At 40.6% G+C, this 25,433-nt stretch carries 28 protein-coding genes and 4 pseudogenes; 17 read left to right on the top strand and 15 right to left on the bottom strand.

The annotated features are described in order from the left end of the window. The first annotated feature begins 31 nt into the window (after positions 1-31). The 3 genes from dinB (at position 32) to abc-f (ending at position 4,053) form a co-directional block, all read left to right on the top strand. Positions 32-550, top strand: a complete 519-nt coding sequence (gene dinB / locus AAGG74_RS21225; protein ID WP_162104146.1) for a damage-inducible protein DinB — start codon at positions 32-34, stop codon at positions 548-550. 175 nt (positions 551-725) lie between these two features. Beyond that, a complete protein-coding gene (locus tag AAGG74_RS21220) occupies positions 726-2,102 on the top strand; it encodes an amino acid permease (protein ID WP_162104145.1) in 1,377 nt (458 codons plus the stop codon). A 319-nt stretch (positions 2,103-2,421) separates the two neighbouring features. Further along, positions 2,422-4,053: a ribosomal protection-like ABC-F family protein gene (gene abc-f / locus AAGG74_RS21215; protein WP_429677148.1), complete on the top strand. Its 1,632-nt coding sequence runs from the start codon at positions 2,422-2,424 to the stop codon at positions 4,051-4,053. A 62-nt stretch (positions 4,054-4,115) separates the two neighbouring features. Here abc-f and AAGG74_RS21210 read toward each other — a convergent pair whose 3' ends face one another. Further along, positions 4,116-4,589 carry a GNAT family N-acetyltransferase gene (locus AAGG74_RS21210; RefSeq protein WP_429677115.1) on the bottom strand — a complete coding sequence of 158 codons (474 nt, stop codon included), beginning with the start codon at positions 4,587-4,589 and terminating at the stop codon, positions 4,116-4,118. Positions 4,590-4,743: 154 nt separating this feature from the next. On the opposite strand from AAGG74_RS21210, the gene AAGG74_RS21205 reads away from it, so the two are divergent. The 4 genes from AAGG74_RS21205 (at position 4,744) to AAGG74_RS21190 (ending at position 6,176) form a co-directional block, all read left to right on the top strand. After that, the gene (locus AAGG74_RS21205; protein ID WP_429677114.1) at positions 4,744-5,022 is read left to right on the top strand and encodes a hypothetical protein; all 279 of its coding nucleotides are present in this window, start codon (positions 4,744-4,746) and stop codon (positions 5,020-5,022) included. 181 nt (positions 5,023-5,203) lie between these two features. Next, positions 5,204-5,476 (top strand): spore germination protein, encoded by a 273-nt coding sequence (locus AAGG74_RS21200; protein WP_162104143.1) that lies wholly within the window; start codon positions 5,204-5,206, stop codon positions 5,474-5,476. Between the two features lie 13 nt (positions 5,477-5,489). Then, the gene (locus AAGG74_RS21195) at positions 5,490-5,732 is read left to right on the top strand and encodes a spore germination protein (RefSeq protein ID WP_162104142.1); all 243 of its coding nucleotides are present in this window, start codon (positions 5,490-5,492) and stop codon (positions 5,730-5,732) included. A gap of 12 nt (positions 5,733-5,744) precedes the next feature. Further along, positions 5,745-6,176, top strand: coding sequence for an Hsp20/alpha crystallin family protein (locus tag AAGG74_RS21190; RefSeq protein ID WP_429677113.1), 432 nt, complete (start codon positions 5,745-5,747; stop codon positions 6,174-6,176). 11 nt (positions 6,177-6,187) lie between these two features. On the opposite strand, the pseudogene AAGG74_RS21185 reads toward AAGG74_RS21190, so the two are convergent. Beyond that, a pseudogene (locus tag AAGG74_RS21185) lies at positions 6,188-6,894 on the bottom strand (DUF421 domain-containing protein). A gap of 200 nt (positions 6,895-7,094) precedes the next feature. Here AAGG74_RS21185 and AAGG74_RS21180 point away from each other — a divergent pair. The 4 genes and pseudogenes from AAGG74_RS21180 (at position 7,095) to AAGG74_RS21165 (ending at position 8,812) form a co-directional block, all read left to right on the top strand. After that, positions 7,095-7,678: pseudogene (locus AAGG74_RS21180) on the top strand (DUF421 domain-containing protein). Positions 7,679-7,789: 111 nt separating this feature from the next. After that, positions 7,790-8,023, top strand: a complete 234-nt coding sequence (locus tag AAGG74_RS21175) for a spore germination protein (RefSeq protein ID WP_429677112.1) — start codon at positions 7,790-7,792, stop codon at positions 8,021-8,023. Between the two features lie 35 nt (positions 8,024-8,058). Then, the gene (locus tag AAGG74_RS21170; protein ID WP_429677111.1) at positions 8,059-8,352 is read left to right on the top strand and encodes a hypothetical protein; all 294 of its coding nucleotides are present in this window, start codon (positions 8,059-8,061) and stop codon (positions 8,350-8,352) included. 223 nt (positions 8,353-8,575) lie between these two features. Further along, positions 8,576-8,812 (top strand): spore germination protein, encoded by a 237-nt coding sequence (locus AAGG74_RS21165; protein WP_429677110.1) that lies wholly within the window; start codon positions 8,576-8,578, stop codon positions 8,810-8,812. A gap of 104 nt (positions 8,813-8,916) precedes the next feature. Here the strand turns inward: AAGG74_RS21165 and AAGG74_RS21160 are convergent, their stop codons facing one another. The 4 genes from AAGG74_RS21160 to AAGG74_RS21145 all read right to left on the bottom strand — a co-directional run bounded on the left by AAGG74_RS21160 (position 8,917) and on the right by AAGG74_RS21145 (position 11,535). Next, complete coding sequence (locus tag AAGG74_RS21160) at positions 8,917-9,255, bottom strand: thioredoxin family protein (protein ID WP_429677109.1); 339 nt, start codon at positions 9,253-9,255, stop codon at positions 8,917-8,919. Between the two features lie 173 nt (positions 9,256-9,428). Further along, positions 9,429-9,818, bottom strand: coding sequence for a DoxX family protein (locus AAGG74_RS21155; protein ID WP_162104135.1), 390 nt, complete (start codon positions 9,816-9,818; stop codon positions 9,429-9,431). Positions 9,819-9,949: 131 nt separating this feature from the next. After that, positions 9,950-10,888 (bottom strand): ring-cleaving dioxygenase, encoded by a 939-nt coding sequence (locus AAGG74_RS21150; protein ID WP_162104134.1) that lies wholly within the window; start codon positions 10,886-10,888, stop codon positions 9,950-9,952. 26 nt (positions 10,889-10,914) lie between these two features. Then, the gene (locus AAGG74_RS21145) at positions 10,915-11,535 is read right to left on the bottom strand and encodes a nitroreductase family protein (RefSeq protein WP_162104133.1); all 621 of its coding nucleotides are present in this window, start codon (positions 11,533-11,535) and stop codon (positions 10,915-10,917) included. Between the two features lie 407 nt (positions 11,536-11,942). Here AAGG74_RS21145 and mneP point away from each other — a divergent pair, with 407 nt between their 5' ends. Both mneP and AAGG74_RS21135 read left to right on the top strand, forming a co-directional pair. Further along, the gene (gene mneP / locus AAGG74_RS21140) at positions 11,943-12,836 is read left to right on the top strand and encodes a manganese transporter MneP (RefSeq protein WP_162104132.1); all 894 of its coding nucleotides are present in this window, start codon (positions 11,943-11,945) and stop codon (positions 12,834-12,836) included. A 111-nt stretch (positions 12,837-12,947) separates the two neighbouring features. After that, positions 12,948-13,765, top strand: a pseudogene (locus AAGG74_RS21135) (MerR family transcriptional regulator). Positions 13,766-13,899: 134 nt separating this feature from the next. Here the strand turns inward: AAGG74_RS21135 and AAGG74_RS21130 are convergent. The 3 genes from AAGG74_RS21130 to ydfH all read right to left on the bottom strand — a co-directional run bounded on the left by AAGG74_RS21130 (position 13,900) and on the right by ydfH (position 18,046). Further along, positions 13,900-16,074, bottom strand: a complete 2,175-nt coding sequence (locus tag AAGG74_RS21130) for an MMPL family transporter (RefSeq protein WP_429677108.1) — start codon at positions 16,072-16,074, stop codon at positions 13,900-13,902. Positions 16,075-16,188: 114 nt separating this feature from the next. Then, a complete protein-coding gene (gene ydfI / locus AAGG74_RS21125) occupies positions 16,189-16,830 on the bottom strand; it encodes a two-component system response regulator YdfI (RefSeq protein WP_429677106.1) in 642 nt (213 codons plus the stop codon). Then, entirely contained in the window at positions 16,823-18,046 is a 1,224-nt protein-coding gene (gene ydfH, locus AAGG74_RS21120) for a two-component system sensor histidine kinase YdfH (protein ID WP_429677105.1), read from the bottom strand. The genes ydfI and ydfH overlap by 8 nt, the downstream gene beginning before the upstream one ends. Positions 18,047-18,289: 243 nt before the next feature. Here ydfH and AAGG74_RS21115 point away from each other — a divergent pair, with 243 nt between their 5' ends. The 3 genes and pseudogenes from AAGG74_RS21115 to AAGG74_RS21105 all read left to right on the top strand — a co-directional run. Beyond that, positions 18,290-18,439 carry a hypothetical protein gene (locus tag AAGG74_RS21115; protein WP_429677103.1) on the top strand — a complete coding sequence of 50 codons (150 nt, stop codon included), beginning with the start codon at positions 18,290-18,292 and terminating at the stop codon, positions 18,437-18,439. Beyond that, a complete protein-coding gene (locus tag AAGG74_RS21110) occupies positions 18,436-18,615 on the top strand; it encodes a hypothetical protein (RefSeq protein WP_429677102.1) in 180 nt (59 codons plus the stop codon). Before AAGG74_RS21115 ends, AAGG74_RS21110 begins: the two co-directional genes overlap by 4 nt. A 141-nt stretch (positions 18,616-18,756) precedes the next feature. Further along, positions 18,757-18,855: pseudogene (locus AAGG74_RS21105) on the top strand (flavin reductase family protein); the annotation flags it as partial. Positions 18,856-18,929: 74 nt separating this feature from the next. Here AAGG74_RS21105 and AAGG74_RS21100 read toward each other — a convergent pair. Next, a complete protein-coding gene (locus tag AAGG74_RS21100; RefSeq protein WP_429677101.1) occupies positions 18,930-20,378 on the bottom strand; it encodes an aminotransferase-like domain-containing protein in 1,449 nt (482 codons plus the stop codon). A 133-nt stretch (positions 20,379-20,511) separates the two neighbouring features. Between AAGG74_RS21100 and AAGG74_RS21095 the strand changes: the two genes are divergently transcribed. Then, on the top strand, positions 20,512-21,432 hold the full coding sequence (locus AAGG74_RS21095; RefSeq protein ID WP_429677100.1) for a DMT family transporter: 921 nt from the start codon (positions 20,512-20,514) through the stop codon (positions 21,430-21,432). 56 nt (positions 21,433-21,488) lie between these two features. On the opposite strand, the gene AAGG74_RS21090 is transcribed toward AAGG74_RS21095, so the two are convergent. From AAGG74_RS21090 to AAGG74_RS21070, 5 genes are all read right to left on the bottom strand, one after another. Further along, entirely contained in the window at positions 21,489-22,265 is a 777-nt protein-coding gene (locus tag AAGG74_RS21090; RefSeq protein ID WP_429677146.1) for a GNAT family N-acetyltransferase, read from the bottom strand. A gap of 198 nt (positions 22,266-22,463) precedes the next feature. Beyond that, on the bottom strand, positions 22,464-22,883 hold the full coding sequence (arsC, locus tag AAGG74_RS21085; RefSeq protein ID WP_162104130.1) for an arsenate reductase (thioredoxin): 420 nt from the start codon (positions 22,881-22,883) through the stop codon (positions 22,464-22,466). A gap of 14 nt (positions 22,884-22,897) precedes the next feature. Next, a complete protein-coding gene (locus AAGG74_RS21080) occupies positions 22,898-24,196 on the bottom strand; it encodes an arsenic transporter (protein ID WP_429677098.1) in 1,299 nt (432 codons plus the stop codon). Between the two features lies 1 nt (position 24,197). Beyond that, on the bottom strand, positions 24,198-24,521 hold the full coding sequence (gene aseR, locus AAGG74_RS21075) for a metal-responsive transcriptional regulator AseR (RefSeq protein WP_429677145.1): 324 nt from the start codon (positions 24,519-24,521) through the stop codon (positions 24,198-24,200). 327 nt (positions 24,522-24,848) lie between these two features. Then, on the bottom strand, positions 24,849-25,427 hold the full coding sequence (locus tag AAGG74_RS21070) for a TetR/AcrR family transcriptional regulator (RefSeq protein WP_429677097.1): 579 nt from the start codon (positions 25,425-25,427) through the stop codon (positions 24,849-24,851). Positions 25,428-25,433: the final 6 nt, after the last annotated feature.

Here is a 25,433-nt window from a genome sequence, read left to right as displayed (position 1 = left end):
AGGAGTTATAAACGCGAAAGGGGAAATTTACGTGACAGATTTTTTATTAACTTTGTATGAATATAACGTATGGGCCAATCAGCAAATATTCAATCGATTAAAAGAGCTTCCGAAAGAGGTGTACCGTCAAGACATTCAAAGTGTGTTTCCATCGATATCCCATGTACTGTCTCATGTCTACCTTTCTGATCTGGGCTGGATTGAAGTATTTTCCGGCAAAAATATGAGCGATGCTTTGGCTTTAGCTGAACAGCTTAAAGAACAGACAGCCGCAAAAGAAATGGAGGAAATGGAAGCTCTGTTTTTGACGTTATCTAAACGATATACAATATGTTTACAGCAAGAAGAACAGCTTAATAAGCCTCTACAGATTCAAAACCCCTCAGGCGGGATAATGAAAACAGCTGTTTCTGAGCTCGTTCCCCACGTTGTCAATCACGGGACTTATCACCGAGGCAATATCACGGCAATGTTGAGGCAGATCGGATACGCATCCACTTCGACAGATTACGGACTCTACCTATACATGAAAAAAACAGAAATGGCATAAAAACGAAACGGCTCCTAGATTGAGCCGCTTCGTTTTATGATAGATCATTTAAAAAACCTTAAATTTTCTTTTCATATTTCCTATATAGTAAAAAAGATAGAAATTTTAGTGTTATAATAATCATTAAAATATATTGCTGACTCATTAAACAATTTTCAATGGAGGAACACACAAAGTGACAGATGACATGACGAAAAACAATATAAATCAGCAAAAACTGGAGAGAGGCTTGAAAAACAGGCACATTCAGCTCATCGCCATCGGCGGGGCTATTGGGACAGGCTTATTTCTCGGCTCAGGAAAATCAATTCATTTTGCCGGACCGTCGATTCTATTTGCTTACATGTTCACAGGGCTCATTTGCTTCTTAATTATGAGGTCTCTGGGTGAACTGCTGTTATCGAATTTGAACTATCACTCTTTTGTTGATTTTGTACAAGATTATTTAGGAGACATGGCAGCCTTTATCACCGGCTGGACCTATTGGTTCTGCTGGATTTCGATTGCGATGGCTGATCTGACAGCTGTCGGGCTCTACACTCAATATTGGCTCCCGGGTGTGCCGCAATGGGTGCCCGGCTTAATCGCTTTGATTATTTTACTGATCATGAACTTGGCAACCGTCAAGCTTTTTGGAGAATTAGAATTTTGGTTTGCTTTAATCAAAGTTATTGCTATTCTGGCGCTGATCGTCATTGGCCTTGTGATGATTTTCAAAGGTTTTTCCACAAGCTCAGGAGTCTCCAGCTTCTCAAATCTCTGGAGTCACGGGGGGATGTTCCCGAATGGCATACACGGGTTTATCCTCTCATTCCAGATGGTTGTGTTTGCCTTTGTCGGCATTGAGCTGGTCGGACTGACGGCCGGTGAAACAGAAAACCCTGAAAAAGTAATCCCTAAGGCGATCAACAATATCCCTGTCCGGGTACTGCTTTTCTATATCGGGGCACTTCTCGTGATTATGAGCATCTATCCTTGGAATGTCATTAATCCTAACGAGAGCCCGTTCGTGCAGGTGTTTGTCGCGGTTGGCATCGTCGGGGCAGCAAGCATCATCAACTTTGTTGTATTGACATCCGCTGCTTCAGCCTGCAATAGTGCTGTATTCAGTACAAGCCGTATGGTCTATTCCCTTGCAAAAGATCATAATGCGCCTGAATCAATGGCGAAACTGACTCCGCGTAAAGTACCTAGAAATGCGTTGTTCTTTTCAGCTATCGTGATTTTAATCGGTGTTACGTTAAACTACATCATGCCCGAAGGCGTATTCACACTGATTACAAGCATTTCAACCGTCTGCTTTATCTATATTTGGGGGATTACGGTCATTTGTCATTTGAAATACCGTAAAACAAGACCTGAATTAGCAAAGACAAACAAGTTTAAACTTCCGCTTTACCCGTTTACAAATTACCTGATTCTTGCGTTCCTGGCGTTTATCCTTGTTGTGCTGGCATTGGCACAGGATACTCGTGTTTCCTTATTTGTTACACCGGTTTGGTTTATTTTGCTGATTGTGATTTATAAGGTGAGAAAAGCGAAGCTGCAATAAAATCAAAGCTCCTGCCTCAGAAATGAGAGCAGGAGTTTTTTGATGAAAATGACCTTTGCTTTTAAATTTGAAGATATGCTATAGTGTTTGTAATCAAAACAAGAAGGGATGATGGGCGGACAATGATTAACTAATCTTATTTTTACCGTTTGAAATCAATATTTCAAATCAGAAAAAATAGGATTAGTCTGCCCATTTTCTATATATACGATATGGCTATTTATAAAGAATAGCTTATTTGTTCATGCAAGGCGCGGCTAATCCTTCCAACACATTTGGGAGGATTTTTTTGATTCTCCCATTAAAGCGAGGGATATGGATGAAAGAAATCGTAACAGTAACAAACGTCAGCTATGAAGTGAAGGATTTGACTGTTTTTAAAAACGCAAACGCAAGTGTTCAGCAAGGAGATATCATTGGCATTATCGGCAAAAATGGCGCCGGGAAATCCACCCTGCTGCACCTCATATACAATGACTTAGCCCCTGCACACGGGCAAATCGTTCGGCAGGATACAAAGATGACATTGGTTGAACAGGAAACAGCGTCATATTCCTTTACGGATCAGACGCCTGCCGAGAAGAAATTACTGAAGAAATGGCGTGTGCCCGTGCGGGATTTCCAGCAGTTAAGCGGCGGTGAAAAATTGAAAGCGCGTCTGGCGAAAGGACTGTCAGAGGATGCTGATCTTTTACTGTTAGATGAGCCGACAAACCACCTTGATGAAGAAAGCCTCCAGCTTCTCATTCAAGAGCTGAAACATTATAGAGGCACTGTGATCCTTGTTTCCCACGACCGATATTTCTTAGACGAAGTCGCGACAAAGATATGGTCGCTTGAGGATCAAACGCTAATTGAATTCAAGGGGAATTACTCTGGTTATATGAAGCTCCGGGAAAAGAAAAGACTCGCCCAGCAGCGTGCATATGAAAAGCAGCAAAAAACGGTTGAACGGATCGAAGCACAAATGACAGAACTTGCTTCATGGTCGAAAAAAGCCCACGCCCAATCGACGAAACAGGAAGGATTTAAAGAATATCACCGTGTAAAAGCGAAGCGTACGGATGCCCAGATTACATCTAAGCGAAAGCGGCTTGAACAAGAGTTGGAAAAAGCAAAGGCGGAAGCCGTTAAGCCAGAGTATACTGTCCGCTTTTCAATTGATACAACCAAAAAAACAGGAAAACGTTTTTTAGACGTTCAGCATATAACGAAGGCTTTCGGTGAAAGGACTCTCTTTAAAAACGCGCATTTTACGATTCAGCACGGTGAAAAGATTGCGCTCATAGGTCCAAATGGCAGCGGAAAAACGACATTACTGAAAATCATTCTAGGACAGGAAACAGCGGATGGAAGTGTATGGGTGTCGCCGTCTGCACATATCGGTTATTTAACGCAGGAAGTGTTTGATTTACCTTTAGAGCAAACACCGGAAAAGTTATTTGATAATGAAACATACAAAGCTAGAGGACACGTTCAAAGTCTGATGAGGCACTTAGGTTTTACCGCTTCCCAATGGACTGAGCCGATCAAATATATGAGTATGGGTGAGCGTGTAAAGATCAAGCTGATGGCATATATTCTCGAGGAAAAAGACGTGCTCATTTTAGATGAGCCGACAAATCACCTCGACCTGCCGTCACGCGAACAGCTGGAAGAAACACTGGCACAATACAGCGGAACATTGCTGGCGGTGTCACATGACCGCTACTTTCTCGAAAAAACAACCAACAGTAAACTCGTCATCTCGGGCAATGGCATCAAAAAGCAACTGAATGACGTTCCAACAGAAAGAAATGACCAGGAGGACCTTCGCTTAAAGCTTGAGACAGAAAGACAGGAAGTGCTTGGAAAGCTCAGTTTGATGACGCCAAAAGATACCGGGTACAAGGACCTCGATCAAGCTTTCATTAAGCTTACGAAACAGATGAAAGAGCTGGACCAATCATAATTAAGGCATACCAAGGGCTGTTCGTCCTTGGTATTTTTTAAATTCACCAAAATTGGCTATTATCAGCACAGCTGCTTTCGCATACGAATATTAGTCATGGCATAGCCCATCTTCTGATAAAGATGGACGGCCGTCTCGTTGTGTGCAAACACATGAAGCGCAAGCCTTTCCGCGCCAAGTTCCTTTGCTTTTTCATCCAGCGTTTTCAGTGCTAATTGAGCAAGTCCTTTTCTGCGAAAGGCTTCATATATTCCAAAGGAGTAGATAAACGCTTCCTTTTGCGGGTGAAGCGGGTCAGCATACATCCAGAGCCAGCCCATCCTTTCCCCTTGTTCATTTATAATGTTCCAAAAATAATGATTGCTGCTGTTTCGTCCTTCCGGTACCATGTTTCGATAGGCCTGCTCTGATTTTTCCAACGCTTCATCCTTCGTCCACGTTCCCGAGGTAATGTTTTGTTTCGCATAATTTTGCACGGACATCCTGCGAAATGCTTCAAACTCTTCCACAGTCATGTCTTCCAAGGTTAATGTCATCTTGTATCCCTCCTTATAAAAAAGCCCGGCCGGTGCCGGAAAGTCGTTGCGTATAAAAAAGCCGGTTTAAGCCTCTGACTCTCTATCATTCGCTAAGAGAAATAGATTTCCTGCAAATCAAAATAAAACTTATGCGGCGAGGCTTGCCGCATCTTTGCTGGTTAATAAAAACGGCTACATGTCCAATCATGACAAACAAAGCGACGGTATCCATGTCGATGACGGAGTCAAAACAGTCGAGCCGCTGTTCTGCTCTTTCAATGCTAAGGACAATGTAGGAAAAATCGGTTTTTCTGAGCCTAGAAGCAAAAAAATAAAAGCCGACAGCACCCGTTTTGACATATTCCCCGTAGTTTCATCATTTTCTAGAAGAAGTGACTCAGTCAGCAGTGAAAACCGTCTTAAGGATAGCTTCTTTACTTTGAAAGTATGAATACTAGTTCTTTGCACCATTTCACTTTCATGATCAGCAGCTTTTGAATAATCACTCCCATTGTCAATACAGAGACTTTTCCGCCTGTGTGATCCCTTACATCATTCATACGTTCCCAAGGAACAATTGGGTGCCCCGGCGCATACTGTAACTGTACAGAATCATGGAAGGGTGTGATGGGATGCCGTCTACAGTAATCAACCTATATTATTTGAAGATCAACAGCGTTTCGGGCAATGGTTCAATTACAATAGGTGAAGCCGCGCATAACAGCCATACCGCCAATAATAAATCTCAAGGGATTAACTCCTCTTTCGGTGATACATCACCTGCAGAATCAATCATGGAAAACTTCTTAAATGATCCTGATGTAAATGATCAGACAGAAATCGGAAACTCTGATAATTCTTATGTAAATGCTCCTCCGCTTCCAGTACCGCCAATATTAGATTAAAGGGGTTTCGTTTATGCCATACCAAATTAACATCGCAAATATTAAGATAAACGGCGTCACGCAAAACGGAAATATTGATGTCGGTCCAACTGTACACAACAGCCATACAGCAAACAGCAAATACTTTGGGGCAAACTTTTCTCTAGGAGATTTTTCACCTTCTTCTTCTCTATTAAACACTGGAAATCTTGATTCAGACGTTAGTGACCAAGACCAAATTGGCAACCCTTCTGCACCAATTTCAAATCAAATTTAAGGAGGATCTCAGATGGATTTCGAAAAAATCCGAAAGTGGCTTGAGATTACAAATGAATATAAGCAAAGTGACTTTTGGACAAATGTGCTCAAGTATAAAACCCCTGAACAGTTTTTTGATTCCGATGCTTTTACGCTTGTTTATGACTTTTATCAAGATGACGAGTATAATTTTATCATTGTGGAAATGCCCGGTGTATATGAGGAGGAATTAACGATCCGTTTACAATCTAAAACCCAGCTGTTCATCAAAGGAACGATCATGCCTGTTTTCCCCTCTGAAATGGAGGTGCTGCGTAAACGGTATTACGGCGATTTTGAGCAAACCATTCAGCTTCCTGAAGCCGCCGAATCCCATTTACTGCAGGTTCAGCTGTTAAACGGGATTCTTCACATTTCATACCCAAGACAGATTGAAACCATTGCATTCGGTAAAGGAATTTAAAATGGTTCTATTCATTCCTTATCTATAGGAACTGATATATAGTCTTTATATTGATCCACACAAATCTCCCCATTGCCCAGCAGCACTGCGTACACAGTCTCTTCCACCTTTATGTCTCTTTTTTTCAATTCGGCCAGAAGCCAAGATTCCGTCAAACGATTCTGCTTTACATTATTCTCAATGATTTCTCCGTCCATAATAAGCTCGATTGGAAGCCTGTTTTCGCGATGTACCGCAATCATTAAATCCTGTCTGGTGACCTGCCGGAATTGCGGTTTTTTTAACACAGTCAGCTGCCCATTCGTCTCAAGGATCGCATACAAAACTTCTTCAATATTGAGATATCTTTTTCACGTAATTGCTGATTTAAATACTCAAGTGTATAACGCATTTTCCTCATATTTGATTCCAGTATCTTACCGTTCTGAATAAGGACTGTAGGATCTCCGGCAAAAAATTTTCTCAGCTTTCTGTTTTTAATCGACAGAAACGAAATCAGAAAAATGGTTAACACAAAAATGCCAAAGGAAATGGCCATATTGTGTGGTTTTAATGACGTATTGTATGCTAATCCGGCAGCAATCGCTCCTAGTGTGATCGCTGCAATAAAATCAAAAATCGTCATCTGGGAAATCGTCTGCTTCCCCAAAATCCGTTCTGCAATTAACAGTAAGACAACGCTGACAATTGTTCTCATGACAACTTCAATTTCAATCATCTTAAGGCGCTCCCCGCTAAAAAATCTCTGCTCCTGTCATTGTTTAACTTATGGTATCCATTTATACCAGAAACATTTGGTCAGACCAGAATGATCGTGTACATAACAGAATGAACCGTCAGTCTTTCGGATATATTAAATCACGAATGGCTGCAAAGCCGCTTCATGACAAATCCATTACTCATTGGTCAGGTGGTCGCATGAATTTTACTTGGGAAGCTTTTGTTCTCATTATAGCCGGAGTCATTTTATTAAGAATTTCAGGAAGAAAATCAATCGCACAAATGACTTCAACTCAAACCGTTGTCATGATTTCAATCGGAACAATTATCGTTCAGCCGATTATCGAATACAGTCTTTTTAAAACCTTGATCGCTGCCGCTATCTTTACAATGACACTAATTATGATGGAATGGATTCAAATGAGATCGAACATTGCTGAAAAGATGTTAACGGGAAAAGCAAAGATCGTGATTGAAAATGGACAGCTTCATATCGAAAACTTAAAAAAATGAGACTCACAGTTGATCAGCTTGAAATGCAGTTAAGGCTTCATGGGGCGTCATCTATACAAGATGTTAAAAGTGCGACATTAGAAGCAAACGGACAACTGGGAATAGAATTAACTGAGGATGCAAAGCCTTTAACTGTAAGGGACTTAAAAAAACTCATTCACCCGGACTTCATCAGGAAAGATGGACAAGCCCAGCAATCAAGCAATGAAAATATTTTTGATGAAATCGGTAAAAAGAATAAAAAAAATACGCCTAAAAGGCTGTACTAAAAACATGATGTGGTTTTTTGTCTACCATTGTATATTTTTGCCGCTTTGTTTACGCAATTGCTGTCCGCATGCCATATTGTATAAATAATCATGGAGTGAGAGGAGAGATGAATGATGAAATGCCCTGTAAATATTCATTCGTTATCCGGAAACAGCGTTTTCAATAATGGGTCTGCAATTTCGATCAGTCCGTTCTCTGTGACTAAAACAACAGAGGGTGCTGGGGGAAACAATACAGGAATGGTTTTTGAACGCACCTTATTCAGTCAAACAAGCTCCAATCAAGCCCGCAGTCAAAACATCACAAATGCGATACAAGAACTGCTCAACCAGATTTTTGCGTAAACGAACTTTTATTATTTTATGTACTGAGGTGCCGTATGAACTTTCCAATTATTCACACAAACTTTTGGGATGCTGTGATAGCTATTCCGACCATCATCTTCATTACCCAAATCCTCAAAATATTGTTTAAGATTCCCAAAACATTTGTCCCGTCAGCCGCCCTGATGACAGGCCTTATCATATCGGTTTTCATTAGTCATCGACACAGCCTCTTTTCCGGCGTATTTATGGGATGGTTTTACGGCTACGCCGCTATCGGCTCCTATTCCTCATTAAAAACCACAATCATATCCTTTAGGCAAAATCAACATGATACACCAAATTCTTAGATGACAATCATGAGCTGCCGCCTGAACGAATCAGGCGGTTTTTCCAGCGGAATCTAACTGTTCATAAGATATGTTCCCTTTCATCATGATTTTGAGATAATCTATCATTTTTACCGTTAAGTTTATGCTAATACTCAAAATCAAAATATCCTATTTATACCAGATGATAGATTGCCCCCAGCCTCAATGTCATCTACTTTAGAATGAAAGGAGCTTTTAGAGCATGCGTTCTCAAATCAACATCTCGAATTTTACCATAAACGGAATCACACAAAACGCCAATGCCGATATAGGAAAAAACTTACAAAACAGCCATACGGCGAACAGCAAGAATTACGGAGTGAATTTCACATTAGGAGACTGCTCCCCTTCTACTTCGATTATCATTTCGACAAGCTCTGATAATGATATCAGTGATCAAGGGCAGACAGATAATCCATCTTCACCTATTGAAGAATAAAGTGACTATACAAAAAAGAATACATGTATGTTCTCATGCTGCCGGAATTTTCTCGGCAGCATGAACCCTTTAAGGGAGGCTTTTTATTTGAAAGCTGTATCACTTTATTTATCTTCATATAACCGATAAACTCTTTTCAGCTTTTCTTCGAGCTGTTCAAAATGGACAAAACGGGCTTCTCTCAGAAACTCAGTTCCATCAATGAACAAAAGAAGCACAGGAACAGTGAAGACTGAAAATCTGCCGGCAACCTCTCCTACCTCGTCAGCATTGATATGCCCCAATTTAATGTTTGGAAACTGATCCAATACGATTCTAAGCTGCGGCAGAACAGCATGACATACTGTACAGCCGGGTCTTGATATATAGATAAAGCTGAATTGGTGCTGCTTAATAAAATTCTCTATGGCATCTAATGAGTGTAATTCTTCCATCTCTTTCATCAAATTCCTCCTTCAATGGACCCGTCTTTCATGACTTTCAATATGCATATCATTCACTATACACATTTATATTGAACATATCCGCTTTTTTGCTATTCAGAGCATCTGATCGTTGTGCTTGAAAAATAAAAGAACAGTTACCGCTTTGCAGTAACTGTTCTTAAATACTTATATTAAAAATGCAAGGCGTAAGCTCCTGAACCGATGAGTGCAACTCCGATGGAGACTACAATCAGCACCAAGTTATATTCAAAACCGCCAGCGCCGTTGGCAAACCCTTTCGCTCCATGAACTTTTACAATAGCACCTAACATAATGATCGTTATGATTGCAGCTCCGAGCGGCAGGAATACACCTAAAATAAACAGAATTCCGCTTGCCAATTCCCCAAGGCCTGATAAAGCGGCCGCGGCGCTTCCTGGTTTAATCCCAATTGACTCAAACCATTGGCCTGTTCCTTTAATGCCGTATCCTCCAAACCAGCCAAATAATTTTTGTGATCCATAAAACAGAAACACCACACCGATCATGATTCGAATAAGTAATAGTCCTGCATCTTCCATTTTTATCTCTCCTTATTTTTCATATTATATGATGTGCTGCAAAGAGCTTCTTTCCCGACAGCCGCTTCCAGCGATCATCTGTTAAATGTATGTCTTTTTATTTTTCTTCATGCTTCACGTTCATCTATAAATCAATCTAATTCTCTCACTTCAAACGGCAGCAGCCCTTGTTCAATTTGAGCCCGATGTGGTTCATACTGCTCAGGGAGCATCAGTTTGCCGCCCATCGTTTCTTGTGATTCATCATGGGCAAAGCCCGGCGGATCAGTTGCGATCTCAAATAAGATTTCCCCATGTTCTCTGAAGTAAACCGCATTAAAATAGTTTCTATCCTGCACAGGAGTCACACCATATCCGTGCGCAGCAATGAATCTTTGCCAATCTAATTGATCTTCGTCATCCTGAGCCCTCCAAGCGATGTGATGCACTGTGCCAACTCCCATTTGCCCGCGTCCAATAGGCATTAATTTAAGATCAATCACATTTCCAATATCACCGGCAGAACGATAACGAACAAAGTCTCCTTCTTTACCGACTCGCTCAAGCCCCATGATGTTTTCTAGCAGTTCACCTGTTTTTTCAGGCTGAGCTGATAACAATGTGGCGCCTCCAAAACCTTTGATGGCTACGTCAGGTGTGACATCTCCGAACGTCCACGTATTGGCTTCTCCTTCTTCTCTCTCCACGATTTCTAAGTGCAGACCGTGCGGATCATCAAACTCTACATATTGTTCTCCAAAACGCTCGATTTTGGTGTATGGAATGTTGAACTTTTCAAGTCTCTTTTCCCAAAACGCCATGGCACCCTTCGGCACGACGTAAGATGTCACGCCAACCTGTCCGTCTCCAATGATGCCTTGACGGGCGCCCGCCCACGGAAAGAATGTAATGATTGTTCCCGGCTTCCCGCCTTCATCCCCAAAATAAAGGTGATACGTACCCGGATCATCAAAATTGACCGTTTGCTTGACCAATCGGAGTCCCAGCACTCCTGCGTAAAAATCTGTATTCTCTTGAGGGTGACCGACAATTGCTGTAATATGATGGATTCCCATCGTTTTTTTCGCCATTTTTATTCGCTCCTTTACACGTTTACTTAGATATACTCAACAAACTCATTCACAGGCTTTCGGTAGCCGCGCGGCCTTCTGCTCTCTGTTTTTTCTTTACCGATTGTAATCATCATGACAACCTCAAATTGGTCATCTATATTCAAAACCTGCTTTACGGCTTCAGTATCAAAACCGATCATTGGACAAGTGTCCCAGCCTTTTTCTTTAGCGCTAAGCATAAACATCATCGCAGAAAGGGAAGCGTTTCTTATCGCCTCATCTCTCATAAAATGTTCTCCCCTGTTTTCATAAAATGAAACAGTGTCTTGAACCATATGATCATATTCTTGTTTATTGAGTATCCCCAACGCCTTTAACCCTTCATAGATGTCAGCTGCTTGCTGATACGCCTGCTTATCCCCTAAAACCAAAAGAACCGCAGATGAGCTAAACACTTTATATTGTCCGTTTGCGGCCTGCTTCAACTTTTCTTTTACATCCGGATCTAGAACTGTCACATATTTTGTATGCTGCAAATTAAAAGCTGATGGAGCCAATGCAACCAATTCAAATATGTCGTTGAGCTCATCCTTCATGATTGGATGATTTGAAAGGAAGTTGCTTGCAGATCTTCTATCATTCACTAACTGTACAAATTCAGCCATTTCTCATGCACTTCCTTTTTATCTCGAATTCGAGATATTATATTAAAAAAAATCAATTCTCATATGAACAAAAAGTGAAGCCGTCCTCTTCTTTGATCTTTTCCTTGCTCAACAATCAGGTTTGGTTAATTATCTCGAATTAAAATATCTTTAATATGAGATAATCATAAAACATAAATACTTTAATGTCAACAGTTCATTTCAAAATTGTTTTCTTTTTTCTGTTTGTTTAGCCTGGCTCCAACTTTTTTTCTGTCACCTTATTTATTAGTAAATAGGAAACAACGTTGCTATAGACCCACTCGAAATGGAATTGGTATGATAAGCAAAGTGATGACACAAGAAAAAATACGGAGAGCGAATAAGAAGCACTCCTATTTTTTTGTACAATTTTACAGGAGGAAAAAATGGCAAGTGAAAGAGAACAAATAAGCAAAAAGGTCGCTTTGATTGCATTAATAGCGAATCTGATCTTAATGGCAGGAAAGATCTTTTTTGGGCTGATCGGCGATAGTGAAGCCGTTTTTGCAGATGGAATACACTCCGCAGCGGATGTCGTTGCTTCGATTGCTGTTCTGGCGGTGATCGGCATTTCCAATAAACCGCCTGATCAGGATCATCCTTTTGGGCATGGAAAAGCTGAAGTCATTAGTGAAGCAATTGTAGGACTGATCTTAGTGATCGTATCCGTTTATATCCTAATAGAAGCGATTCTGTCCTTTGTTGAAGGACCGAGCGTTCCACAATACAGCGCATTATTTGCCGCTCTCATTTCCTACGTGGCGAAGCAGATCCTATATCGTTATTCCATAAAACAAGGGGAAAAATGGAACAGCAAAGCGATTATAGCGATTGCATACGATCATAAAGGCGATATCGTTGCCTCACTTGCCGCTTTTATCGGCGTCCTATTAGCAATTATCGGAAACTCCCGCGGCTGGTCCTATCTGTTGTACACCGATGCAATTGCCAGCGCCATCGTGGCTTACCTCATTTTTAAGATTTCAATGGAATTAATCAAGCCATCTGTTGATGTGTTGATGGAGAAAAGTGTTGATCCCGAGCTGATCGAGGAATATAAGGCTATTATTTTGCATTTTCCTCAAGTAAAAAGGCTCGATAAAATTCGAGCGAGAGAACATGGCCACTATAAATTGCTTGATGTCCGTTTATCATTAGATCATGATTTAACAATTAAGCAGGGACATGACATTGCCCGCGAAATCCGAAATGAAATCAAAAGACAGTTTGCAGACGTGGAAGAAGTGCTTATTCATGTGAATCCTTATTTTGAAGAATAGAAAGCTCCTTTTTAAGGGAGCTTTTGCTTTATGCTGCAAACTTTACTCTTATAACTCACCGTACTATATAATGCGGATGTATCAAATCATAAGGACAGAAAGGTTGTTAGAATGAAGGGGTTTTTTTCGATCGGAGAAGTTTCAAAGCTATTCAATGTGAAAACCTCAGCACTTAGGTATTATGATGAGATTGGTCTTTTGAAACCGGAATATAAAGACAGGAAAAACAACTATAGATATTATTCTACCCAGCAGTTTGAACGGTAGATACCATCAAATATTTGAGGGCTCTAGGTCTGCCAATTAATAAACTCCTTGATTTTTATAACTCTCAAAATACAAACACGCTGATTGATTTACTAAAAAGCCAGCAAACTGAAATTGATCGCAAAAGGAGAGAATTAGAACGTTTTGAAAAAAAGATCTCCCGCCGGATCATCCAGATAGAAGATGCCGTTCACACGCCATTACATCACATTTCAAAAATCAAACCTCCCGCAATCCGTGTGGCTTTATTTACAGCATGAATATATTCTCGGCCATGATATCGAACATTCATTAGCACAGTTGAGAACTCATCTGAATGTGAACGAAGACATATTCATAGGCAAGATAGGTTTGTCCATTTCAGCCGCAAATGTAAAAGCAAATCAGTTCGACAAATATTCCAGTATATTATGATACTTGAAGATGAAACTGAAAAAACCTCATCAGAAATCACTTTTCCTTCAAGAGAATATCTTCAAATTAGGTTTAGCGGGTCGCATCCGGAAGCCGAACCATTTTACAAACAGCTGCTGGCCTATATAAAAGAACAAAATTATGAAGTAGCCGGGGACTCAATTGAAGTCACACTCATTGATTATGGGATTACGAATAATCCAGAAACTCGTCAGTTTGAAACAAGGTTCCATCCCTATCGAAAATAAGTGATTGCGCCATAAGTTGTCTCCTTTTTCAACTGCCGACTGCAGCTTCTACACACTACACAATGGAAAGGCTATAGAATTCAAGAAATAACTGTTAAGCAAAAAAGCAGATCATGAAAGATCTGCTTTTTCTATTACACACTGATTTGTTTCTGTTGGTTATGTTCGATCTCTGGCTGTATTTCCTGCGTGAGTTGATGCCCTTCTATGTCGACATTCGGAATGATCTTGTCTAGCCATTTCGGTAAATACCAGGCTGCATTCCCCATCAGTTTCATCACACTTGGAATCAGTGTCATTCGCACAATAAATGCGTCAAAGAGCACACCAAAGGAAAGAGCCAATCCATTGGCTTTCACAGTAGCTTCTCCGGCAAAGATAAACCCTGCGAAAACGAATATCATGATCAAACCGGCCGCGGTGACAACAGGCCCGCTGTGTTTTAATCCAGCTTGTATCGCTTGTACTGGGTTCTTTGTTTTCACATATTCTTCTCGCATTCTGCTTACAAGGAATACTTGATAATCCATTGCTAATCCAAACAGAATCCCAATAGATAAAATTGGCAGGAACGCGAGTATCGGCCCTTTTTCAGGTATTTTGAAAAAGTCGATGAGATTCCCGTCTTGTAAAACAAATACACACATTCCAAGAGTGGCTGTCATTGTTAGTACAAAACCAGCAACTGCAATAAGAGGCACCAGCAGCGAACGGAATACGATTGTCAGCAGCACAAATGCAAAACCGACAATGAGTGCAGCAAATACCGGTATCGCATCATTAAGGCGATCTGAGATATCAATATTCACTGCAGTCGATCCAGTCACGAGCAAATCTACTCCGTTTTTATCTGATAAGCTTCGTACTTCCTTTACCAAATCCTTCGTTGCCACATCATTTGGCCCTGTTGCAGGAACTACTGTAATGATAGCAAAGTTCCCTTCTTTATTAGGCATTGCAGGAGTGACACTCGCTACATGGTCTAAGCCCTTTATCTCTTGCACTGCGTCCGCGAAGGCTTCCGCTTTATTTCCTGTGACACTTGCGGCATCCGCTACGATAGTTAATTGGCCATTAAATCCTTCTCCGAAACCTTCGGCCAGCAAGTCATAAGCCCGGCGGTCAGGATTATCCTTCGCTTTCATTCCTGCATCAGGCAAGCCCAGTTCCAAATGCATAGATGGAATACTAATAACGATCAAAATGAGAATGCTGCATACACTTAGCAAGATTGGATGTTTTGTGACAAACCGGCCCCAGACATTTGTGTCAGAGCTTTGGTTTCCTTTTTTCTCGTTTGCTTTCGGAATCATCCGTTTCCCTGCTATTGATATGACGGCAGGCACAAGCGTGATTGAAGCGAGAACAGCCATCAGCACACTTAGCCCTGCTGTCAGCCCCATGGCGGACATAAATGGAATGTTAACGACAGTCAATCCGCAAAGGGCGACGATCACGGTTACTCCGGCAAAAACAACTGCACTCCCTGCTGTTCCTATAGCTCTCGCAATCGATTCATTTTTTTGTATGCCTTCACTTAAAAACTGACGGTGTTTCGTGAAAATAAATAAAGCATAATCAATCCCAACAGCAAGACCAATCATCCCGGCTAATGAAAGACTGACGGAAGCAATATCGAAAACTTGTGTTCCGATCAACACCAGTCCAATGCTTACACCTAAACCAATGAGCGCAGTTATAATCGGCAAACCCGCTATTAATAAAGAGCCAAACGTAATGGCTAACACAACAAAGGCCAAGATGATGCCGACAATTTCAGACACTCCGCCTATCTCCAGCTCGGCACCCGGTATATCACCGCTCAGCTCCGTTTGTAATCCTTCATCATCAGCGATTTTCAAACTGTCTTTTAAGCGTTTGATAGAGTAATCTTTTATATCATCCGCTGAAGATTTATACTTGATATCTGCATAGGCAACTGTGCCATCTTTTGCGATTGTTCCTGTCCCAAAAGGACTCGCGATCGAGTCAACGGAATCATCTTTATTGATTTCCTTCAACGTATTTTCTATTGCTTTTTTCGCTGAATTTGCAGTCAGTTTCCCCCCATCTTCAGCACCGAAAATCACCCGTATACTCCCTTTATCAGGGCCGTGCGGAAATTCTTTTTGAATCACATCCATTGCTTTTTCCGAAGGTGTGTCAGGTATGGACATATCCTCAGAAAAACTTGGTTTTAATGTGATTGCCAGCCCTATCGAAGCAACTAACACAACGATCCACGCATATATGACTTTTAGGCGATGGCGAGCGACCCACCCTCCTAATTTATATAACATTCTTGACATGATAATCTCCTTTCAACACATTGCTTGATCACATTCTTTCTCATTGTAGTTGACATTGAAATAAAAAAAACGTACATGCGGGCATGTACGTTTGGGCAAATTTCAAATATGAAGTTATTTGTCTAATGTCAAAATGCCTCTTTGCATGGCAATCGTCACGGCTTCAGTTCTTGAATTCGCGCCTAATTTATTGTAAATGGACGTTAACCTGGACTTTACTGTTCTCTCTGAGACGCCCAAATCAAAGGCGATCGCTTTGCTTTTAAGGCCCTTGGCAATTGCTTTTAGAACAATGACTTCCTTTTCTGTCAGCTGCGTATCACTTCTCTGCTTTTTCATCCGCTCCAGTTGGATTTCTTGCAGACGTTTTAAGATATCAGGCTGCAGCAGCACATTTCCTCTTATTGCTGCATCCATTGTATGAAAAAGGGTTTCTGAACTCGTATCCTTCAACAGATATCCTTTCGCACCTAATTCAATTCCTTCAATCATTAAGTGATCTTCATTATACGTAGTCAAAATAATGATAGGGATGTCGTGTTTTTCTTTTATTTGTTTAATGGCTTCTAATCCGCTCATCTCCGGCATATACAAATCCATGAGAATGATATCCGGTTTTAATTCATCTGCAAGCCGGACTGCCGTTTTGCCATTTTCGGCCTCTCCTATGATGGTGTAGTGATCATTCGTTTCAATTAAAAGCTTCAGACCTTCCCGCACGACAAGATGGTCATCAACGATTAAAACCTTATTCATCTTGCATCTCTCCCTGAATTGGTACAGTGATCTCAATTTGTGTTCCTTTCAATTTTGTGCTCTTTATATTGAATTGGCCATTCATTGCCCTGACGCGTTCTTGTATGCCAAGAAGCCCATAATGTCCTCTCTTTTTCTTGCTCTTTTCAACATCAAATCCTTTGCCATTGTCTTTGACAGTTAAATGGAGCCTCCCCTTATCATCATCCCAAATGGATACCGAGATCGATTCTGCTTCAGCATGCTTTGCTGCATTCGTTATACATTCTCCAATAATGTAATAACAGCTTTCAGCTGTACGAACGTCTAACACCTGCTGTAATCTGTAATCTAAAAAACCACCCATGCCTGTCGACTCTTGAAAATGATCCATCAGGGAGGTAATTCTTTCTTTTAAAAAACCGATTTCTTCTGATTTGCTGCGCAGATCATCAATCGCTGAACGAGCATCAGCTAATGTGCCTTTCACTCTTTTCATCGATTGTTGAATGATTTCTTTTGCTCTCTCTGTGTTGCCTTTCGTAAGATGAACATGAATAGCATCCAGCTGCATATTTAAACTGACCAGCCCTTGAGCAAGCGTATCGTGTAAGTCCCGGGCCATACGCTGTCTTTCGTTTTGCAGCGTCAGCTGTTCGACCTGCTGATGAGCCAGCTCCAACCTTTCAAGAGTCAGCTGCGCTTTTATCTTTTCATCGACTTGGGCAAATAATGTTGCAGCATAGGTGATGATAACAATCATGATAGGTGCAGCAATAACAATAAAATGCAAATATTCACCTTTTTGAATCTGATGCGGCACATTGATTGACAGCAGAAGCAATAAATAAAGGATGAGGAAAGTCCTTCTTCTGTCGGCCATTCCTGCAATCTGTCCAATCAAAAATGCATAAAGGCCAATGATGACCAGCACTAAGAAGCCAGTCATGACATTAGCAAGTGTAAAAGTGATCAAACCTTGCAGTGCAAAGTATAAAATGACGCTTTTCTTAACCCAGCGATATGAATGCCAGTGCAGAAAAGAAAAAACAGCCATCAATATCGTAAACACATTAAACAATAAAATGGACCAGCTCGCAGTAATAAATTGCAGCACGACAGAGGCTACATAGATCATGAGAATAAAAGCCAGCCCCGGTACTCTGAGCGCAAGCATGTTTAATGCCCGTCTATCATGTGAGTAGTATTTTTCTTTGAATGGATTCCTTATAAGCAAACCCCATCCACTTCCTTTCCATTGGCAGAAGCGATATACACTCGAACCACATACACATGTATCCCATCATTCTATAGGAAGAGAAGGTACTCAACAATACAAAGATACAGTAAAGCATTAGCGTTTCCAACATGTGATGATTGCCCAAACGTACATAAGCGTTCTGCCTTTATGTACGTTTTATCTTTCCGAGCTTATATTTACAATAATGGGTAAGTCACTATTTTGAAGGAATGATCATCATTGAAATCGATTGATCTCACCATTTTATCATTAAAAAGAAAAGGAATCTGGACTGAAAAAGTGTTGAAAAATCAGTGCCCTGATAGATTAAGCAATGAGAAAGACAAAAATACTCAATCAAAAATCACATTTAAGGAAAAAGAGGAATGAACATGTATTGGTTTTTAGGTGCTTTATTATATTTTCTCATCGGGACTTGTATATTCATTGGAATCATTAGAGAGAGTCACTCAGACTCATGGATCCTGCTTGCATTAGCAGCTCCGCTCATCATTGTTGGCTATCCCTATTTTTATTCAAAGCAGTTTATTTCCAAAAGATGGTAAATGTAATACCGTGAAGAGAAAGCTGCGCTCGTACTGTCTGAACACATCACGCTGATCCCAACTAAAAGGATTCCCAACGAGCTATATCATCGAGTGCGAAAACATGATGATGAAAAACGATATGTTGATCTTGTGCTCATCATCAATCAAATAAACAAATGGAGTCAGCTTATCTATAATTTCAGACATTATTTTGGTTTAGGAAGAGAAAGAGGAAAAACCTTTCGTTCAGAAACATAACCTTTCTTACCTTTTCAAAACCAAGCCATCATCAGGCTTGGTCTCTTTTTTAGAACATCTAATTAAGGATAGAGTTACTTACTTGCCAATTCTTTTATCATCAAGCCCAATTCATAAATCCCCTTTTGAAGGTCTTCAAGTGATGCATAGGCATATGATAAGCGAACATAATTCCCTTTTTCCTGAGCATAGATACTGCCTAGATTGAGAAGAATCCCTTTTGACAAAGCTTTCGCATAAAGTAATTTCATTGATATTGAAGGCAATACCTTTATCCAGATAAAGAATCCCCCCTTTGGGATATTCCATGTCGCAACATTCTTCAAATGGGTTTCTACCGCACTCAAGGCCAATTCCCTTCTTACCTTTAATTGCTGTCTAACCTTTTCCACATGCAGCTGGTATTGGCCCGTTGTAAACCACTCTGCCGCTACTCTCTGGGATAACGAACTGGATCCGTAATCTGTTTGCATTTTAATATCGGATAAACGTTCTATCACTGGTTCCGGACCGACGATCCATCCAATCCTCAAGCCCGGGCTTAATGTTTTCGATAAACTGCCTATGTAAAGCACATGCCCATTTTTATCGATTGTTTTAATAGGAAATGGCGGAATTTCATCGATCCATAACTCACGATAAATGTCATCTTCAATAATGGGAAGCTGTGTGTTCTCACTTGCTGCAAGGATTTCTTCCCGCCGCTTTCTTGACATTAAAATACCGGTCGGATTATGAAAACAAGGATTGGTATATAAGATAGACCTTCCCCGTTCCCCTCTTGGCATGTGAATATTTTCCGGCAAAAGCCCGTCCTGATCCATAGGAAGGCCCGTTAGTTTCATATCGGCAGATTGAAACACGTGCAATGAATAAAGGTAGGAAGGCTGATCAAGATATACGGTTGATCCTCTTTGCAAAAGCCCCATTGATATCAGCTGCAGAGCTTGCAACGCTCCCGACACAATCAGAATGGAAGATGGGGAGGCATTGACCCCAATGGTTCTCAAATAGCTGCTTAGTGCCTCTCTTAATGGAAAATAACCTTTTGGTTCCTCATATCCGAATGCTTCCATGTTTTGAGAAACCTGCCCCATCATCTTTTTCATAACATCCAAAGGAAAAATCTCAGCTGAAAGTTCGCCTTTGCTGAGCTGTATAAGATCTGTATTTGATTCTGATTGATTGATCTCTTGAACGATTTTTTGGCTGGGCCGCTGGATTCCTGAGGTTACATATTGATCCCAATTAGGCGCAGAATTCTTAGCCAAAAGTGTCCATGTATTGTTGATAACAACTGTCCCTTTCCCCATTCTGCCTTCTATTAACCCATCTGCCATTAATTCCTCTAAGGCCGTAATGACTGTGCTTCGATTTACCTGAAAGTCTTTTGCAAGCGTGCGCTGGCTTGGAATCTTGCTTCCAATCGGCCACTCTCCATTTCCTATTTTCTCCTTAATAAAATGAACGATTTGTCTGTATTTAGGAAGATTTTTCATCTTTTTTTCTTCTGGGTCGTTCATGAAAGCAGTCTCCTTCAAACTAAATTGGTTGGGTCAAAATCTATTGAACTGGTTGAAGCCATATCACCAAATCTTTATTAGTATAGAAACACATTAAATAACCGGTTGGTTTTTGTAAAGAGGAGAGAGCAAGATGAAAAAGAAAACAGTTCAAATTATCATATCTTACAGTCTGATGATCGGTTTGTGGGCATCAGCTTTTCCGGGAATTCATGCAGGTCTGGAAGGTTATACACCAGAACACCTTGCTTTATTTCGTTTGTTAATCGCATCTATGGCATTATTCCTTTTTGCTGTTTTGACTCAGATGCGCTTACCTGACATGAAAGACATTCCTGCCATTTTTCTTTTAGGGTTTTTAGGTTTTGCACTCTATCACATGTTGCTGAACATCGGTGAAAAAACAGTGAGTGCCGGGGTTGCAAGCTTGCTCGTCACCATGGCACCGATCTTTTCAGCCATGCTATCCCGCCTGTTTTTCAGAGAGCATTTTGGATTTACGAAATGGCTTGGTTCTATGATCAGTTTATTGGGTGTATTATTGATTGCATTTGGGGCAGGAGGCTATACGTATTCAATGAGTGGTATCTTATTCATCCTGCTGGCAGCATTTTCGGAGAGTTTTTATTTCGTTTTTCAAGCCCGCTATATAGAAAAATATGGTTTTATCCCATTTGTTACATTCTCCATTTGGGGTGGAACAATACCTATGCTTGTGTTTCTGCCAGGCTTAGGCGGAGAGATGATAAACGCTTCAACAAGCGCAACTTTGTCTATCGTTTACTTGGGTTTATTGCCCACGGTTATTCCTTACTTCGCACTAGCATATGTCACTTCGCTCGTCGGCGCTTCAGAAGCAACTCTTTCTCTTTATGTAACACCGGCTTTGGCCTTGGTCATTTCATGGGTATGGATAGGCGAAATACCTGCATTTCTTTCTCTGCTGGGCGGGATGGTTACAGTCAGCGGTGTGTGTTTTACCTACCTAAAAGGAAATAAAATGAATAAGATTTCCTTCACCCATTTTTCTGCTAAAAGGGTAAAAAAAATCTAAAACAAAAAAAGATACCAACATCGTTTGGTATCTCCTTTAAGGTTCTTTCATTAAGATTAGCCAGAGTAGTAAATAGAGTATTCAGCTACTGGCTTAAATCCTAGTTTAACTGCTAGTGTCATGGACGAATTGTTGCAAACATCACAATCCCAACTAGGGGTCATCCCATTTTCCAGACAAAATTCGATAAATTTACTTCCCACACAATAAGCTAACCCCATGCCTCTATATTCCTCAAGTGTGTAGATATCCATTTCTGCTCGATTGTTCCCTAAAAAGATAGAAGTACACTCACTCAAAACATGATTGCCATGTAATACAGCAAATCCGAATCCTTTTCCTAAAAAATGCGAGGCAGAATTCCAATACTCCTTGTAGTAAGCGCTGTTAAACTCTGTACTGTTTGCAATAATGTCTTCATCTATTCTTTTTAATGCAAACCCCTTCGGAAGTTCTAAAGCCCTTTTAGAAGGTTTTTGCTGAAAAGAAAACGCCACTCTTTTCATTTGATTCAAATCGTCTTTCAGTATTGTTTTCAATATTTGATCCCATGTATCGTTAGCAGAAAACAGAGTAAATCTTTTTGTTGATTTCGCTTGCTTTTCATAATATTCAGCAATGAAATCATTAAAAACTTGATTCTCTTCTTCTCCCGCAATAAAATAAATTCCTGATTCAGTCCCTATAAAAAACGATCTAGGGGATGTTTGGTCATCTGTATAAACAACTCCCGGAATGGTTTGTTCTAATATTGCATAGACAAATGTGGGACAAAATGATTCAACAAACAATGTTTTTATGCTGTTATATTTTTCTTTTGTTAATTCCCGCAAACCGACAACTCCTCTCAAACAACGTCTCCTTCATCATTCTGTTAACAAAATCAATTTTCCTTTTTCTCAGCTTTTAAGCGGCGGTTCAGAACTCAGGCAAGTAAAATAAAAAACAGGTGCCTGCACTGAGCCCACCTGTTGAACAATAATTGATGGAATCACCAATTTTTTCACAAATACTGAGTATATCTAATATTTTTATTCCCCAGTTTCAGCAAATTGTTTTAAGCGTTCTCCAATTTCATCACGCACTCTTTGGAAAAACGCCCACTTTTCTTCGTCGGTTCCTTTTGCTTTTGCCGGATCATCAAATCCCCAATGCTCGCGTTTTACGTGCGGCGGGGTCACTGGACATTTATCTGCGGCATCACCACAAAGCGTAACGACTAAATCAGCATTGTTTAAAATGCTCGGATCAATGATATCTGAGGTTTGATTGGAAATATCAATCCCCGCTTCTTTCATTGCTTTTACAGCTCGAGGATTTAACCCATGAGCTTCGATTCCTGCGCTGTATACGTTCCACTGATCTCCAAGGCAGTTTTTCCCCCACCCTTCAGCCATTTGACTGCGGCAAGAGTTTCCCGTGCATAAAAAGTAGATTGTCTTCTTTGACATGTGTACCTCCTCCTTTAATGGATGATGATCAGCCAAATATACAAGCCGACAAGTGTAATCAATAATGTTGGGATTGTAAGTACGATTCCAGTTTTAAAATAAGTGCCCCAAGAAATCTTCACACCTTTTTGTGAAAGGACATGTAGCCATAACAATGTCGCCAAGGAACCGATCGGCGTGATTTTAGGCCCTAAATCTGAGCCGATCACATTTGCATAAATGAGCGCTTCTCTCATCGCCCCATGTGTATCTGTGCCGGCAATAGCCAATGCATCAATCATCACAGTCGGCAAATTATTCATAACGGAAGAAAGAATCGCCGCGATAAAGCCCATTCCAATCGTACCGGCAAACAATCCTTGATCGGCCACCGCTTGTATCACACCTGAAAGGACATCTGTCAATCCTGCATTACGGACGCCGTACACAACAACGTACATGCCAATTGAAAAGAACACGATAGCCCATGGTGCTTCTTTTAATACTTTTTTCGTATGAACGGCTGGACTCTTTTGTGCGGCAATTAAGAAAAAGATTGCGATGATACCCGCTACCACTGATACAGGGATCGATAAAAATTCACTTACGAAGTATCCAACTAACAACAGCCCCAAGATATACCATGATAGTTTGAACATGTTTCGATCTTTGATCGCCTCCATAGGCTTTTTCACCTCAGTCAGCTCATAACGTTTTGGTATGCTTTTTCTGAAGAAAAGATAAAGGACAGTGATGCTCGCCAGTAATGAGAACAAGTTCGGCACAATCATCCTGGATGCATAATCAATAAACGTAATATGAAAATAATCTGCCGAAACGATGTTGACCAAATTGCTCACGACTAATGGAAGCGAAGTTGTATCTGCAATAAACCCGCTCGCTATAATAAAAGGAAATACTAATTTTTCATTGAAATGTAATGCCCTGACCATCGCTAATACAATGGGTGTCATGATAAGAGCCGCACCGTCATTTGCAAATAATGCCGCGACGATAGCTCCTAATATAGACACATACACAAACATGCGCACACCGTTTCCTTTTGCAGCCTTAGCCATATGAAGCGCCGCCCATTCAAAGAAACCAATGTTATCAAGGATTAACGAGATAATAATGATAGCTACAAAAGCCAATGTCGCATTCCAGACAATCCCTGTCACGGTTAACACATCATGAAACGTAACAACTCCGGCAATTAGCGCCAAAACTGCGCCACCACAGGCTGACCATCCTATAGACAAGTTTTTCGGCTGCCATATGACTAATACTAACGTTAATAAAAATATAAATACTGCCAAAATGACTGAAGTCATCTTATACCTCCTTACTGCAAGACGTTTGAGTTTCCTTTTGTTTTATGTGCAGAAACAATTCATCCTCCTGATCGATTTGATATAAGAGAAATTGTAGTGCACCAAATTCGGCACATGATTTATTGATAGAATAATAACGCCATTGCCCTCTTCTGTCTTCATTCACAAACCCTGCATTTTTTAATTTTCGTAAATGCTGGCTGATGGCTGGCTGGCTCATGGCGAACATATCAACTAACTGACAAACACAATATTCTTTTTCAAGAAATAATTTCATCATCATGAGCCTTGTTTGGTCACTAAGTGTTTTTAAACAGCGAGTCATCGTTTCAATTCCAATTTTTGAATCAACAGTCAAATGAACTCCTCCAATTCATATATAATTAAATCCTTATATATCGGCTAATTTATGCCGCATTCTCCTTTAGATAGATCAGTTGCTGACGTTTTCATCAAGAAAATAAAACCGCATGTGATTTTATTATATAAGCTTTTGTTTATATAATCCATCCTTTATATGAAGGACATCTAAAAAAAGGATTGAAGAATACAAAAGAAAAAGATGCCCGCGGGCATCGTAAATAGCATGTGAAACAAGATCCTTACTAATTGACAGTTATGTAGGAACGGACACGATTTAAAGCATTCAGATTCAAGTAGCTTGAACCCCTTTAAACGCATTCATCACCAAATCATGCACATAGGAATCATTTACTTCGTCTCCTGTTATAAGCAGCCGATAGAATATCGGTCCGTAAATGAGATCAATGCTTACTCCAATATCAAGATTCTCTCTCAATTCACCTTTCTGAATTCCTTTTTCTAGAAGGCCTTTCGCTTGAAGGCGGCGCGGCTGGAAAAATCGTGTGCGATATTCTTCTGCCAATTTTGCATCCAACTGCCCTGCACCTATTAATTCCTTAATAACGCTTCCTTCCCGGCTTGTCAAAAACCGTGCTAAATTCGTGGCATGGGTTACGATATCATGTATTGACGATCCTGTATCAGGCACAGGTAGTCTGTCCGTAGCAGTCGAAAGAAAGCTGTCCATGATAACGGCAGCTTTGTTAGACCACCATTTATAAATCGTTGCTTTACTCACTTTCGCATGCTCTGCAATTTTATCAACTGTCACCGCATCAAAGCCTTTTTCCAACAATAGCTCATAGGCTGCAGCAAGAATTGCCTTATGCGTTCCTTCATCACGCGGCCGTCCTCGTTTACTCTGCATATGAAT

It is taken from the genome of Bacillus mexicanus, assembly GCF_050445615.1.
Taxonomy (GTDB): domain Bacteria; phylum Bacillota; class Bacilli; order Bacillales; family Bacillaceae; genus Bacillus; species Bacillus mexicanus.
The sequence above is the reverse complement of the archived record's forward strand: the minus strand, read 5'-3'. Positions and strand labels throughout refer to the sequence as shown.